The 14,880-nt window shown below is 69.9% G+C and carries 8 protein-coding genes; 3 read left to right on the top strand and 5 right to left on the bottom strand.

Translation table 11 applies throughout. The features are described 5' to 3' along the window. The first annotated feature begins 6 nt into the window (after nt 1-6). Together AC1DPN_RS05600 and AC1DPN_RS05595 are read left to right on the top strand one after the other, a co-directional pair. On the top strand, nt 7-3,396 hold the full coding sequence (locus AC1DPN_RS05600; RefSeq protein WP_477083701.1) for a DUF5107 domain-containing protein: 3,390 nt from the start codon (nt 7-9) through the stop codon (nt 3,394-3,396). Beyond that, nucleotides 3,393-4,328, top strand: a complete 936-nt coding sequence (locus AC1DPN_RS05595) for an aldose 1-epimerase family protein (protein ID WP_477083700.1) — start codon at nt 3,393-3,395, stop codon at nt 4,326-4,328. The genes AC1DPN_RS05600 and AC1DPN_RS05595 overlap by 4 nt, the downstream gene beginning before the upstream one ends. A 97-nt stretch (nt 4,329-4,425) precedes the next feature. On the opposite strand, the gene AC1DPN_RS05590 is transcribed toward AC1DPN_RS05595, so the two are convergent. Together AC1DPN_RS05590 and AC1DPN_RS05585 are read right to left on the bottom strand one after the other, a co-directional pair. Then, nucleotides 4,426-6,357 carry a glycosyl hydrolase 53 family protein gene (locus AC1DPN_RS05590; RefSeq protein WP_477083699.1) on the bottom strand — a complete coding sequence of 644 codons (1,932 nt, stop codon included), beginning with the start codon at nt 6,355-6,357 and terminating at the stop codon, nt 4,426-4,428. A gap of 255 nt (nt 6,358-6,612) precedes the next feature. Continuing rightward, nucleotides 6,613-7,653 carry a LacI family DNA-binding transcriptional regulator gene (locus AC1DPN_RS05585; RefSeq protein ID WP_477083698.1) on the bottom strand — a complete coding sequence of 347 codons (1,041 nt, stop codon included), beginning with the start codon at nt 7,651-7,653 and terminating at the stop codon, nt 6,613-6,615. Nucleotides 7,654-7,883: 230 nt separating this feature from the next. Here AC1DPN_RS05585 and AC1DPN_RS05580 point away from each other — a divergent pair, with 230 nt between their 5' ends. Continuing rightward, nucleotides 7,884-9,941, top strand: coding sequence for a beta-galactosidase (locus tag AC1DPN_RS05580; protein ID WP_477083697.1), 2,058 nt, complete (start codon nt 7,884-7,886; stop codon nt 9,939-9,941). Between the two features lie 94 nt (nt 9,942-10,035). Here the strand turns inward: AC1DPN_RS05580 and lacZ are convergent, their stop codons facing one another. From lacZ to AC1DPN_RS05565, 3 genes are read right to left on the bottom strand one after another with little or no spacing between them, the layout of a single operon-like run. Continuing rightward, on the bottom strand, nt 10,036-13,041 hold the full coding sequence (gene lacZ / locus AC1DPN_RS05575) for a beta-galactosidase, LacZ type (protein ID WP_477083696.1): 3,006 nt from the start codon (nt 13,039-13,041) through the stop codon (nt 10,036-10,038). Further along, on the bottom strand, nt 13,038-13,850 hold the full coding sequence (locus AC1DPN_RS05570) for a carbohydrate ABC transporter permease (protein WP_477083695.1): 813 nt from the start codon (nt 13,848-13,850) through the stop codon (nt 13,038-13,040). Before AC1DPN_RS05570 ends, lacZ begins: the two co-directional genes overlap by 4 nt. Next, on the bottom strand, nt 13,843-14,820 hold the full coding sequence (locus AC1DPN_RS05565) for a carbohydrate ABC transporter permease (RefSeq protein ID WP_477083694.1): 978 nt from the start codon (nt 14,818-14,820) through the stop codon (nt 13,843-13,845). The genes AC1DPN_RS05570 and AC1DPN_RS05565 overlap by 8 nt, the downstream gene beginning before the upstream one ends. Nucleotides 14,821-14,880 lie beyond the last annotated feature (60 nt).

The raw sequence follows: 14,880 nt of genomic DNA, 5'->3' as shown, positions 1-14,880 counted from the left end.
CTGCACATGCTCGAAGAAGAGTCCCGCCTCGACCTCCCGGCCGTACCCGCCCACCTCCACGGTGACGGCGTCGCGGCCTGGCGCCAGCCGGTCACGATCGACACCTACCTGCCGGACCCGGCGGACCGCTATCCGGCGTTCTTGGAGAACCGCGTCTACCAGGGCTCGTCGGGCCGCGTGTACCCGCTGCCGTTCCACGAGCGCATCAGCCCCACCAAGTCGCCCCACTCGTGGGACGCCATCCACCTGGAGAACCCGTGGATCCGGCTGATGATCCTGCCCGAGCTCGGTGGGCGCATCCACGTCGGGATGGACACGACCAACGGGTACGACTTCTTCTACCGGAACAACGTCATCAAGCCGGCGCTCGTCGGGCTCGCGGGTCCGTGGATCTCGGGCGGTGTCGAGTTCAACTGGCCACAGCACCACCGCCCTGCGACGTTCCTCCCCGTCGAGGCGACGATCGAGCACGAGGCCGACGGCGCCGTCACGGTGTGGTGCTCGGACCACGACCCGTTCGCGCGGATGAAGGGCATGCACGGCATCCGCCTGCGTCCGAGCTCCTCGGTGATCGAGCTGCGCGCCCGGCTGTTCAACCGCACCGACGAGGTGCAGACCTTCTTGTGGTGGGCGAACGTCGCCGCGGCCGTCAACGACGACTACCAGTCGTTCTTCCCCACGGACGTGCACGCCGTGGCCGACCACGCCAAGCGCGCGGTGACGGCGTTCCCCGCAGCCGACCGCCCGTACTACGGGATCGACTACCCGGCCCGCAAGGACACCATGTACCCCGAAGGCGCCCCGGACGGCGACAGGATCGACTGGTACCGAAACATCCCGGTGCCCACCTCCTACATGGCTCTCGGCACGCGGGCCGACTTCTTCGGGGGCTACGACCACGGCCGCCGTGCGGGTTTCGTGCACTGGGCCGACCACCAGGTCGCGCCCGGCAAGAAGCAGTGGACCTGGGGCAACGGCGCGTTCGGCAAGGCCTGGGACGCGAACCTCACGGACACGGACGGGCCCTACGTCGAGCTCATGGCGGGCGTCTTCACCGACAACCAGCCGGACTTCACGTTCCTGGCACCGGGCGAGACGAAGACCTTCAGCCAGTACTGGTACCCGATCCAGGAGACCGGGCCGGTCCACGAGGCCAACCTCGAGGCCGCCGTACGCCTCGACGCGGTCCCCGGGACGAGGACCACCGACGTCCGGGTGGCCGCTGCGGTGACGCAGGTGCGCACGGGGGCCACGGTACGAGTCATCGGACCTGACGGCACCACGTTGTGGCAGGTCACGGCGGACGCCGCCCCGAACCGTCCGATCGTGCATACAGGGCAGCTCCCCGGCGTGTGGCAGCCCGAAGACCTGACCGTCGTCGTGGAGCACGAAGGCGACGAGCTCCTCACCTGGCGGCCCCGTGCCGTGCACGCGTCGACCGACATGCCCGAGCCTGCTCAGGAGCCGCCGGCGCCGCGGGACGTCGCTTCCGTCGACGAGCTGTACCTCATCGGTGTCCACCTGGAGCAGTACCGGCACGCGACGCGATCGCCGGAGCCGTACTGGCTCGAGGCGCTGCGGCGCGACGAGGGCGACCACCGCTCGCACACCGCGCTGGCTGCGCGGCGGTACCGAGCCGGCCAGTACGCCGAGGCGGAGCACCACCTCCGCGCGGCGCTGGCGCGCCAGACTCGCCTGAACACCAACCCGGGCGACGGCGAGACGACGTTCCGACTCGGCCAGGTGCTCGCGCGCACGGGCCGCCCTGACGAGGCCTACGAGATGTGGGGCAAGGCTCAGTGGAGCCAGGCGTGGCGGGGTGCGGCACAACTGGCGATGGCGCGGCTCGATGCGGCACGCGGCCGCGACCGCTCCGCCCTCGACCACGCCCGGAGCGCGGCGGGCGCCGACCCGGACAACCTGCAGGCCCAGTCCGTGCTGGCGGTCCTGCTGCGCCGTGCCGGCCGCGACGCCGACGCCGCCGCCGTTCTGGCGAGCTCCATCGACCGGGACCCGCTGGACGTCTGGACCCGCGACCTGGCGGGCCTGGACGTCGCCACCGATGCCCCGACCCTGCTCGACGTCGCGCTCGAGTACGACTCGCTCGGCTCCTGGCGCGACGCCGTGCGGCTGCTCGAGGCAGCGGCGACGGTCGAGCCCGCCCTGGGCCAGGTCGAGGTCCGGCCACTCGTGCACCTGCACGCTGCCAGGATCCTCGACCGAGCCGACGAGGGTGAGGCCGCCGAGCGGCACCGAGAGCTGGCGGGAAAGGCACCTGCACTGCACTGCATGGCCTCGCGCCTCGACGACGTCGACACGCTGCAGGCACACGTGGCGAACCACCCGCAGGACGCCCGCGCGTGGGCGATCCTCGGCCACTGGCTCTACTTCCAGCGCCGGCACGTCGACGCGATCGCCGCATGGCGCACCTCCGCGGACCTCGACCCGAACGACCCCGTCGTCTGGCGCAACCTCGCCGTCGCGTCGTTCAACGTCCTGGCCGACCCGGGCGCCGCGCGGGAGCACTACGAGCGGGCACTGGCGGTCTCCCCCGGCGACCCGCGCCTCGTCTACGAGCGCGACCAGCTGGCCAAGCGTTCGGGCGAGACGCCCGGGGGGCGCCTCGCGGTTCTCGCCGGCGAGCGTGCGGCCGTGGACGCCCGCGACGACCTCAGCGTCGAGCTGGCGCAGCTGCACACCGCGACCGGCGGGGCCGAGGTCGCCGTCGCGCTCCTGCGGGCCAGGTGGTTCCAGCCGTGGGAGGGCGGCGAAGGACAGGTGCTCTCCGCGTGGGACGAGGCACTGCTCGCCCTCGCACGCCGGTCGCTCGAGGAGGGCGACGCTGCGCTCGCGCTGGAGCGCGTGCGGGCGGCGCTCGAGCCCGTCGCGAACCTCGGCGAGGCCAGGCACCCGTTGTCGAACACAGCGCAGCTGCACCTCATGCTCGGCGACGCGCTCGCTGCGACGGGCGACCAGGACGGAGCGCTCGCCGCGTGGTCCAGCGCCGCCAGCTCTACCGGCGACTTCCAGAGCATGGCACCCGTCGAGCTCTCCGAGATGACCTACTACGCCGTCCTGGCGATGCGCCGTCTCGGCGACGAGGTCCGAGCCGAGACCCTCGTCGACGATCTCGCCGCGCACGCGACGATACTGCGATCGACGCTCGCGACCGTCGACTACTTCGCGACCTCGCTGCCGACCCTCCTGCTGTTCCAGGACGACCTGCAGGCGGCCCAGACGACGACAGCGATGCTGCTCGAGGCCCAGGTCTGCGCGCTGCGCGGAGAGCACGACGACGCGGCTGCGCACCTCGACGAGGTCCTGGCCCGCGAGCCGAGCCGGCTGCGCGCCCTCGACCTGCGCCGCGAGCTGTCCGGCCCCCTGGATGCGGAGTGAGCGGCTTCCGGGAGGCCAGGCGGGCCGGACGGCTGGTCCGACTGGCCTCACCGGACGGGCGGACCCACGCCACGATCGACCTCCGCGGCGGCGGCCTGCACAGCCTTACGCTCGACGACGAGCCACTCGTCCACACCTACGACATCGCGGGATCGGCGCCGTTCTGCTCGGGTGCGCTGCTGTTCCCCTGGCCCAACCGCGTGCGGGGCGGGCGCTGGCTGCACGACGGCATCGAGCACCAGCTCGAGGTCGACGAGCCGGAGCTGGGAAACGCCAACCACGGCTTCGTCCGGGAGGCCACGTTCCGCAGCACGTCGACCAGCGCGGACCGCGTCACGGTGTCGACGGTGGTCGAACCACGGCCCGGCTACCCGTTCCAGGTTCGCCTCGACACGACCTACACCGCCGAGCCGACCGGGCTTCGGGTCGACCACACGATCCTCAACCAGTCGGCCGGACCGGCACCGGTCGCACTCGGCACCCACCCGTATGTCCGCGTCGGCACGGCTCCGACCGAGAACCTCCGGCTCACCGTCCTCGCTGCGCGCCACCTCCCCGTGGACGCGAACCTGATCCCCGTGCGGGACGAGCCGGTCGCCGGCAGCGTGGACCTCCGCGAGGGTCGGGTCCTTGCCGAGCGCGAGGTCAACACCTGTTATCACGCCCTCACCCCACAGGGGGATGCGCACCGGCACAGGCTGGCCGCGGCCGACGGGCGAGCGGTGGAGGTCTGGACGGACATGTCGTTCGCCTATGTGCAGGTCTATGTCATGGACACGTTCCCGGACCCGGACCGTGGGCCTGCTCGCGCTGTCGCGGTCGAGCCGATGACAGCGGCGCCCGACGCGCTGAACTCCGGGCGAGGACTCCGTTGGCTCGCCCCGGGAGAGACGTGGGACCTCAGCTGGGGTCTGCAGGCGCTGGGTTGGTAGGTGGTGGGCTTCCGTACTCCTGGGCGGCAGGAAGCGGGCACGGCACCGGCGGTGGCCCGCGAGGGGCCACCGCCGGTGCTGCGTCGGGCGTGAGCGCTCAGGAGGTGACGAGCGCTCTCCGGACGACGTCGACGACCGCGGTCACCGGACCGTGCTCGGCGGTGGTACCCGCGACGACGAGCTGTCCGGGGGCGGCAGTTGCGCCGGCGGGTACAGCGTCCCAGGTCACGGCCACCGCGTGGAGCGTGTTGTCGGAGTCGAGGACGTCGACGGTGGCCGGCAGCCCGACCGCGTCCGAGACGCGGACCGTCCGGTAGACGGTGTCGGCGACCACGAACTCGGCGTCGCTGGCTTCGTAGACCTCGACCGTCTCGTGGAACCTGAGCACCGGCCAGGCGCTGTTCGACCAGTCGATCATCTCCTGCCAGTTCGCGGGCTCCCAGACCAGGACGCCGGCGCCCCGGTTGTCGGGCAGGTCGTTCGCGATCCGGAAGACGTCCTGGAGGAAGAGCCCGGCGCCCTCCGCGGTCTTGGGGTAGGGCGAGTTCGGGACCGGGAGGCCGTCCCAGTCGTTCGACGGGTGCGACGTCTCGGCGATCTCCATGGCGTAGCCCGGGTGCGCGGCGGCGACCTGGTGCAGGTTCGACTCGTAGTGCTCGGGCGTCCCGTGCCACTCCGGGTAGTAGGAGTGCGCGATGACGTCGATGTCCTGGCCCTTGGCGTTCAGCCGAGTGAGGAACTGGTCCCAGAACTCGAGCGTCTTGTCGACCCGCCCGTTGTCGATGATCGCGTGGGTCTCGACCTGGATGTCCGCGCCGTGAGCTGCCGCGACGTCCCGGACGGCCTTGATGCCCGACGCCTGGAGGGTGGTGAACCGGTCCCAGGCGGCGTCGTAGGCGGCCTGCTCGGCCGGGTCGTCCGAGCCCCAGTAGTCCCAGAGCAGGGCGCCGCCGGGCTGCGAGACGAACGACGGGTCGTGGTTGAAGAAGCACGTGCCGCACCACGCCGCGTCGTCGAACCAAGGCTGCGGACGTTCGCTTCCCCACATGAACCCGTTGATGAGCTCGTTGCCCACGGCGACCTTGTCGGGAGTGGTGCCCTGGGCGACGAGCGCGTCGATGGTCGCGTAGGTGTAGTCGTAGACCGCCTGGGTCAGCTCCTCGAAGGGCAGCTCGCGCCACGCGGTGGGCTTCGCCTGCTTGCTCGGGTCGGCCCACGAGTCGGCGTAGTGCAGGTCGATGCCCAGGCCCATGCCCTGATCGACGACCTTGCGCGCGACGTCGAGGGTGCGCTCCGGGCTCTGGTAAGCGGGGTCGAGGTACTCGCCCGTCCGCTCGTCACGCGGGTCGTTGAAGACGCGCAGGCGGACGTACTCCATGCCGGCATCGGCCGCCGCCTCGAGGATCGGCACGGGCTGGGCGCCCTCGTCCACGATGTACGTCAGGCCCTGCGCGTCGTCCTGGTCGGCGTACGAGATGTCCGCGCCCAGCACGACGTTGTCGCGCAGGTAGTTCCACACGGACAGCTCGCTGATGCCGGCGACGGCGCCCGGGGACGCGTCGGTGATCGTGACGCGAAGGAAGGCGATCCCCGCGTGCGCGACGAGGTGCTCCTCGCCGCGACCCGGCTGCTTGTTCCTCAAGCGGTCGACGACGGTCTGCCAGGTGTCACCGTCCGAGGAGGCCTGGACCACGTAGCGGTAGGTGCCGTGGGCGTCCGGGAAGACGAGGCCGATCTTGCGGATGTTGTCGTACGCGCCGCCGAGGTCGAGGACGAGGCTGTGCGCACCCTCGCCGCGAGTGGTCCACGCGGTCGTCGGGTCGCCGTCGACGGCGAGCCCGGCATGAGCCTGCCCCGCGTTGGCGCTCACCGTGACCCAGGGCTTCGCGGCGAGGTTGCTGCGGACAGGTGCGAAGTTGACGAGGCCGTCGGGTTCCTCCGCTGGGGCAGGTCCTGCGCTGCCGAGGACGAGGGCGCCCGCGGCGAGGAGGGCGAGCATGGAGGTTCGGCGTCGGCTGATCGGCTGCATGGGACGTCCTTGTCTCATTGGGGTGTGCACGTTCACAGCACGTAGTCACGTTACGAGTGCACGAAAGCGCCCGTCAAGATCGGGCGAAGCGCCTTAAAGCGGTGGGAGCGCTCACAGGCCCGCGGGGTGTACGAGGGCACCGGAGCACCCGAGCAGGCAGGATCGCTCCGAGGACGTCGACCTGCCACGGCGACGTCGAGGAGACGACGCCACTGGGCGGCGGCTGGGACGGGGCGGTCGACGTGATCCGGCTCGTCAGGACTGGGTCGGAGCAACCGATCCGGTGCTGGCGCGCACGACCAGCGAGGTCGGCAGCGTGACGGCGGCCGGCTCTCCGCCCTCGACCAGCTCGATCAGCAGACGCACCATCTCGCCGGCGATCCGTTCGAGCGGCTGCCGCATGGTGGTGAGCGGCGGGTCGAGCGTCGCTGCGAGCCCGGAGTCGTCGAAGCCTCCGACCGCGACGTCCTGCGGGACGCGTCTGCCGGCCTCGCGGAGCACCTGCAGGGCGCCCGCAGCCATCAGGTCGGAGGCCACGAAGACCGCGTCGAGGTCGGGTCGGCGCTCGAGGAGCGTCCGCATCCCCGCCGCGCCACCGTCGCGCGAGTAGTCGCCGTTCGTCACGAGCGACTCGTCGTAGAGCGACCCGAGCTCGTGGCGGTAGCCCTCGAGCCGGAGCCTGCCCCCGGGGGTGTCCAAGGGTCCGCTGATCGTCGCGATCCTGGTGCGGCCGATGTCGAGCAGGTGCCGCGTCATCCGCCGTCCGCCGCCGAGGTCGTCGGCGGCGACGTAGCCGAGGCTGCCCTCGAAGCCGAGCGGGATGCCGCAGGAGATCATCGGGATGCCCTGCCGCACCAGCGCGGCGAGCAGGGGGTTGCCGCTGTGCGACGAGATCGCGAGGACGCCGTCGACGTGCCCGGCACCGACGTAGGACGAGACCTGCTTCTGCTCTTCGGGGGTTCCCGCGACCATGAGCAGCAGCGGCATGCCGCGTGCGGCCAGCGCCTGAGCGGCTCCCCGCAGGAGGATCGAGAAGTTCGGGTCCTCGAACAGCAGGTGCTGGGGTTCGGTGAGCAGGAACGCCACCGAGTTCGACCGTCCGGTGACCAGGCTGCGCGCGTGCTGGTTGGCGGAGTAGCCAGTGGTCCGGATCGCCTCCTCGACGGCCGCGAGCGCGTCCGGGGACACCCAGTGCCCACCGTTGATGACGCGCGAGACGGTGCCCCGGGACACGCCAGCCGCAGCCGCGACGTCACGGATCGTCGGGCGCTTGCGCGGCGCGGGCGTCGGTCCCATCGCACGAGACTCTAGGGGAACGGGATCACAAGTCACGCCTTGACCTGGCCGGCGGCGACGTCGACCTTCCCGCGACCCTGCAGGGTGAGGAACGGCGAGGGCGACGGCGCTCACCGCCGGCGCAGTCCTCAGACGGCACCTGCGGCAACGGGACCTCGCCCCGTCGAGGTAGCGTCACGCAGGCGAGATCGGCTGCTCGCACAGACCCAAGGCACGGAGGCCTGGCTCACATGGACGAGATCCTGTACGGCGCCGCCTACTACGACGAGTACATGCCGACCGACCGCATCGACACCGACGTCGCGATGCTGCAGGCGGCGAAGCTCAACGTGGTCCGCATCGCCGAGTCGACCTGGAGCACGCTGGAGCCGCAGCCCGGCGTCTTCGACTTCACGCACGTCGACCGCGCGCTCGACGCGATGGAGGAGGCCGGCATCCACGTCATCATCGGCACCCCCACCTACGCGGTGCCGGCGTGGCTCGTGAAGTCGCACCCGGACGTGCTCGCAGAGACGAGCACGGGCCAGGGACGCTACGGGGCGCGCCAGATCATGAACATCACCAACCCGGCGTACCTGTTCCACTCCGAGCGGGTCATCCGTGCGCTCCTGGAGCACACCGCGCACCGCCGTGCCGTCATCGGCTTCCAGCTCGACAACGAGACGAAGTACTACGACGTCGCCTCGGCCGACGTGCAACGCACGTTCGTCAAGCACCTCCGCGAGACGTTCGACGACGACGTGGACGCCATGAACCGTGCCTTCGGCCTGGACTACTGGTCCAACCGTGTCGACGCCTGGGAGGACTTCCCGGACGTGCGCGGCACCATCAACGGCTCGCTCGCCGCCTCGTTCGACAGGTTCCGCCGCTCCCTCGTCGAGGAGTTCCTCGCCTGGCAGGCCGCCATCGTGCGCGAGTACGCGCGGGACGACCAGTTCCTCACGCAGAACTTCGACTTCGACTGGGGGCCGGGCTGGTCCTACGGGCTGCAGCCGGCCGTCGACCACTTCCGGGCCGCCGCGCACGTGGACATCGCCGGCGTCGACATCTACCACCCCACGCAGTCCGCGCTCACGGGCAAGGAGATCGCGTTCGGTGGGGACATGACCCGCTCGATCAAGGGCGGCGCGAACTACCTCGTGCTGGAGACCCAAGCCCAGGGGCAGCCGGCCTGGCTGCCCTACCCCGGCCAGCTGCGCCTGCAGGCCTACAGCCACCTCGCGAGCGGCGCCGACGCCGTCATGTACTGGCACTGGCACTCGATCCACAACTCCTTCGAGACGTACTGGCGCGGACTGCTCAGCCACGACCTCGAGGCGAACCCCACCTATGACGAGGCACGCGTCATCGGTGCCGAGCTTCAGCGGGTGGGGCGGTCACTCCTGCACCTGCGCAAGTCGAACCGCGTCGCGGTCATGGTCAGCAACGAGGCCCTGACGGCGTTGAAGTGGTTCACCGTCGAGACCGGGTTCCCCGCCTTCCGTGGCCCCTCGATCGGCTACAACGACGTGCTCCGCTGGGTGTACGACGCCCTGTTCGAGCTGAACGTCGAGTGCGACTTCGTCTCCCCGGACACCGAGGACCTCAGCCGGTACGCGATGGTCGTCGTCCCGGCGCTGTACTCGGCGCCCGAGCCGACGCTGCAGCGGCTGCGCGCGTTCGTCGGCGACGGTGGCCACCTGGTCTCGACGTTCAAGTCGTTCGTCGCCGACGAGCACGTCAAGGTGTGGAACGACCGGCAGCCGCACTCGCTCACGGACGTCCTCGGGCTCACGTACAACCAGTTCACCGTCCCGGTCGACGTGCGCCTCACCCTGCACGGCGACCTGGCGGCCGCTCCCGGCGCCGCCGCACTGAGCCCCGACGACCGCTCCGCTCTGCGCTTCATGGAGCTCCTGCAGCCCGACGGCGCGGAGGTGCTCGCGTCGTACGACCACCCTGCGTGGGGCGGTCAGGCGGCCGTGACCCGGCACCGCGCGGGGGTCGGGACAGCGATCCACCTCGGCACGATGACCGGTCCCGCCCTGGTCCGCGAGGTGCTCGCCCTGGCGGTGCGCGACGCGGGCCTGTGGGACTGGCCGCAGGACCTCGCCGGATCCGTCACCGTTCGGCGAGGCGTGAACTCCGCCGGAGCACGGCTGACCTACCTCCTGAACTACTCCGACAGCCCGGTGCAGGTCACGAGCCCCGTCACGGCCCGGTCCGTCCTCGACGACGCCACCGTCGAGGACGGCACCGACGTCACCGTCGGCGCCTGGGGCCTCACCATCCTGGAGGAGGTGCGCTGACTCGCAGCACACCGTCATCGAGTCACCCCGCCCCAACCCACGACAAGGGCCCGCGACCAGCGATCTCGCTGGCCACGGGCCCTTCGTGTCGGACCTACAGGAGCCCGCGGAAGGCGAACCGGAACGTCAGCTCGGTGTCCTTCGGCAGTCGGTACTCGGGATGGGTCTGCTGGCCCCAGGAGTCGTCGCCACCGACCCCTCGCCGCTGGAGCGCCGGCCGCAGGATCGTCTGGTAGATCGGCGGCAGCTCGGTGTGGTGCGCGGCGTTCTCGATCTCGAACGGCGTCCACGGCAGGGCCGACAGCTCCATGCCGTGGTCCGACTCCAACCTCAGGCCCGCGCCCTGCTCGTCGGTCACGGTCGCCCAGCGCACGCCGGTGCGGCTCCCCGCCTCCTGCGGACGCAGGTAGGGCGTGAGCGCGGTGCGCACGTCCGCCTCCCACACACCCAGCCGGGCGCCTGCCCGGCGGTCGACGTAGGACTCCTCGGGCCCGTCCCCGTACCAGCGCAGGCGGCGGAACGCGGAGTCGGTCGCCAGAAGGAGGCCGAGCTCCGGCATGTCCGACAACCCCGCGCCGGGACGCACCGTGAGGGTGACCTCGACGCGACCGTCACCGTCCACGAGGTAGGAGAGCTCGCACTCCCCCGCCGGTGTGGTGGGCAGCTCGTACCGGAAGCGGACGAGCACGCCGGCGTCGGTGTGCTCGACCGCGGGCTCGTCGGGGCCTCGGACGGCCTTCGCATACCGGCTGGCGAGGAGCCACGCTCCGTCCTGTGCGGGGGCGCCCCAACCGTTCTCGTTGGAGGTGGGTGCGTGCCAGAAGCTCGGACGGGGCACGGAGCGCAGGAGCTCACGGCCGCCGTCCGGCGTCAGCCCGTAGCGGTACGAGAGCAGCCCTCCGTGCAGCCGGGAGAACAAGGCGGTGAAGTGCCGCCCTCGCACGCCCACGTTGTGGATGCCGTAGACGACCTCCGGCACGGCGGCCCGGCGTGTCGGCACGGAGCCCGCGACGACCACGACCGTCTGCTCGTGCGCCACCTCGTGCCCCGCCGGCGCCCAGCGCGTGGTGCGACGCAGTCGGAACGACACGTCGACGGTGTACTCCCCGGGTGCCGCCGGCACGGTGACAGGTAGCGCGTAGACCTGCGAGGCCCCGGGGGCGACGGCAGTCTCGAGCACCTCCTCCTGGAGCACCCGGCCCTCCCGTGCAACGGTGACCACGCACTCGTGCGCCGACGACGGGGTGGCGAGGTGACGGTTCTCGACCGTGACCTTGTCGCCGTCCACCGAGAGCCGGTAGCCCTGGTAGAGGTAGCGCACCTCCTGCGTGAGCGGCTTGAGGGTGCGATCGGCGAAGACGATGCCGTTGCCGCTGAAGTCCGAGTCGTGCGGCGCGTCACCGAAGTCCCCGCCGTACCCGAAGTACTCACGGCCACCGGGGTCGGTGCGGCGAAGGGCTTGGTCCGCGAAGTCCCAGATGAAGCCACCCTGGAACAGCGGCTCGCGGTAGGCGAGGTCGACGTACTTGTGGACCGCCCCGAACGAGTTGCCCATCGAGTGGGCGTACTCGCAGAGCAGGTAGGGCTTGTCGCGGTGCGTCGCGAGGAACTCCTCGATCTCGGTGGCCGGCGCATACATCCGCGAGACGACGTCGGTCGTCTGCGGGTACCGCGGGTCCCAGTGCACTCCTTCGTAGTGCACCGGCCGGGAGTCCGAGCGACGGAAGTACTCCGAGACCTCCAGGATGTCCGTCCCGCCGAACGACTCGTTGCCGCACGACCACATGACGATGCTCGCGTGGTTCTTGTCCCGCTCCAGCATGCTCGCGGCGCGGTCGAGCAGGGCGGGCAGCCACTCGGGGCGGTCCCCGGGCAACGCCTCCTCGATCCCCGCACCACCGATGGCCACCCGGTCCCACATGGCGTGCGACTCGAGGTTCATCTCGTCGATGACGTACAGGCCGTACTCGTCGCACAGCTCGTAGAAGAACGAGTTGTTCGGGTAGTGGCTGGTCCGCACAGCGTTGATGTTCAGCCGCTTCATGAGCCGGATGTCGGCCTCGGTCTGCTCACGGGTCATCACGCGGCCCTGGAGGCCGAAGTCGTGCCGGTTCACCCCGTTGAAGACCACGCGGGACCCGTTGACCTTCAGCAGGCCGTCCTCGATGCCGAACCGGCGCACGCCCACCCGTACCGGGACGTGCTCGGTCAGGCGGCCCGATGCGTCGTGCACGTCGAGCGTCAGGTCGTAGAGGTACGGATCTTCCGCACTCCACAGCCGAGGGCTCTCGATGCGGACCACGAGCTCGTCGTCGCCACTGAGCTGTCCGGCACCGGCGATCCCGGCGTCCACGCTGCCTTCCCCCGAGAGGACGACGCGTACGCGCACGGTCGCCTCGGAGAGGTCGTCGGAGACGTCGGTCACCACCCGGACGTCCTCGACGTGCACGGCGGGCCGGCGGTAGAGGACGACGTCCCGGAACAGACCGGAGAACCTGAAGAAGTCCTGGTCCTCGATCCACGACCCGGCGCTCCACCGGACCACCTGAGCCACGACGAGGTTCTCGCCGTCGACCAGGGCGTCGGTCAGGTCGAACTCCGACGGGGTGAACGAGTCCGTCCCGTAGCCCACGTAGGTGCCGTTCAGCCACAGGGCAACGGTGCTCTCCGCGCCGTGGAAGCTCACGCTCAGCCGCTCGCCCGGCTCGAGCGGGTGCTCGAGGGTGAAGGTCCTGCGGTACGTCGCCACAGGGTTGTACCGCTGCGGGACCTCCCCCGGCTCGAGCTGCTCGTACCCGTCCCACGGGTACTGCACGTTGGTGTACTGCGGCCGGTCGTAGCCGAGCAGCTGCAGGTGAGCGGGCACCGGCACGTCGTCCCAGCCGGAGTCGTCGACGTCCACCCGCTCGAAGCCGGGGACGACGAAAGAGGGGCTCTTCGCGTAGTGCAGCTTCCACAGCCCGTTGAGCGACTGCTCGAAGGAGCTCGTCCCGGTCGCCGCCTCCTGCGGGGAGGCGAACCACCGGTGGTCGGAGTGCGGGTCGAGCCTGTTCTCCTTGATGTACTCGGGGTCGGAAATGCGGCTGAGATCAAATGTCACTTGATGGCCCCCGTGACGCCCTCAGCGAAGTGGCGCTGCAGGATCAGGAAGATGGCCATCGTCGGCACCGACACGATAAGCACGGCGAGCATGAGGCTCCCGTAGTCGGTGACGTACCCGGCGCGCATGTTCGAGAGCAGCATCGGCAAGGTCTGGTACGCGTTGTCGACGAGGATGACCTTCGGCCACAAGAAGTTGTTCCACGAGAACAAGAAGGTGATGACACCCGCAGCAGCAAGGGTGGGCTTCATCGTCGGCAGGTAGATGCGCGCGAAGATGCTCACCTCGCCCAGCCCGTCGAGGCGCGCAGCCTCGATGATCTCGTGCGGGAACGACCGCGAGGCCTGCCGGAACAGCAGGATCAGGAACGGCGTCGCGATCAGGGGCAGGACGACCGCGGTCGTCGAGTTGACCAGGCCCACCTGCGCGAAGAGGCGGAACAACGGGATCATCGTGGCCGCGAACGGGATCATGATCGCCAGGAGCAGGATCGCCATGACGGCGTCCTTCGCCCGAGAGTGGTAGATCTCGAACGCGTACCCGGCGATCGAGCACAGGATCAGGGCGAGCACAGTCGTCACGATCGCATTGACCGACGAGTGGTAGAACGCCGTCCCCAGGGGCTGGGCGTCGACGAGCGCCCGGAAGTTGTCGACGAGGTGGCCACCCGGCAGCAGCTTGGACGCAATGACGTCGTTGCTCGTGTTGGTCGCCGAGACAGCCATGAAGTAGAGCGGGAAGACCGACAAGAGTACGGCGACCGTCAGGAACGCGTACGCGGGGATCCGGCGAAGTGTTGTTCTAGTCACGCTTGTCGCCCACCTTCAATTGAATGGCGGCCAGAATGGCCACGATGATGAGGATCGCGTAGGAGATCGCAGCCGCGTACCCGAAGTTCGGGCTGTTGCGGAACGACACGTTGTACAGGTAGTGCGACACCGACATCGTCGTGTTGCCCGGGCCACCAGCGGTGAGGTTGAACGACTCGTCGAACATCTGCAGTGTGCCGTTCGTCGAGAGGATCGCGCAGAGCAGGATGATCGGCTTGAGCTGCGGCATGGTGACGTACCAGAAGGTCTTGAGCCCGTTCGCGCCATCGACGCGGGCAGCTTCCAGAGTCGACCGGTCGATGTTCTGCAGGGCTGCCAGGAAGAAGATCATGTTGTAGCCGGTCCACCGCCACAGCAGGCCGAGGATGATCACCATCCGGGCGGTGCCCGTCTGGCCGAGCCAGTTGACGGGACTGTCGAGCAACCCGAGGTTCGTGAGTATGTCGTTGGCGAGGCCGTCCGTCGCGAAGATCTGCCGGAACACCAGCGAGTACGAGACCAGGCCCACCGCGCACGGCAGGAAGATCGCCGTTCGCCAGAATCCCTTGAATCGCAGCCACGGTGCGTTGAGCAGATTCGCCAGCACCATGGCGATCCCGAGCATGATCGGCACCTGGATGATCAGGTAGAGGAACGTCGTGCTCAGCGTCAGCTTGAACGTCTCGTCCTGGAACAGCCGCTGGTAGTTCAACCACAGCGGGTCTGCCCAGTGGAGCTTGGTCCCGCGTCCCGTCTTGAGCGACAGGAAGAGCGCCTGGATCATCGGCCAGAAGTTGACCAGCACGATGATGGCTGCGGCGGGAATGATGAACGCCCACCCGGTCAGGCTGCGGCGGCGCGCTATCGCTGACAGGGGTGCCGATTTGGGCTGGCGGCCTCGGGACGTCTTCGTCCTTGGCGGGGGCGCGCTGGGTGCGCGGCCCTCGGTCGGTGCGGTGGGAGCAGACACGAACGGCTCACCTCTTCTTCGCGGTGACGGGCAGGGCAGGGCAGCGGGCGGCGGAGCCGT

Source organism: Cellulomonas sp. P4_H4 (assembly GCF_056400865.1).
This window is presented reverse-complemented; position numbering and strand designations above follow the sequence as displayed.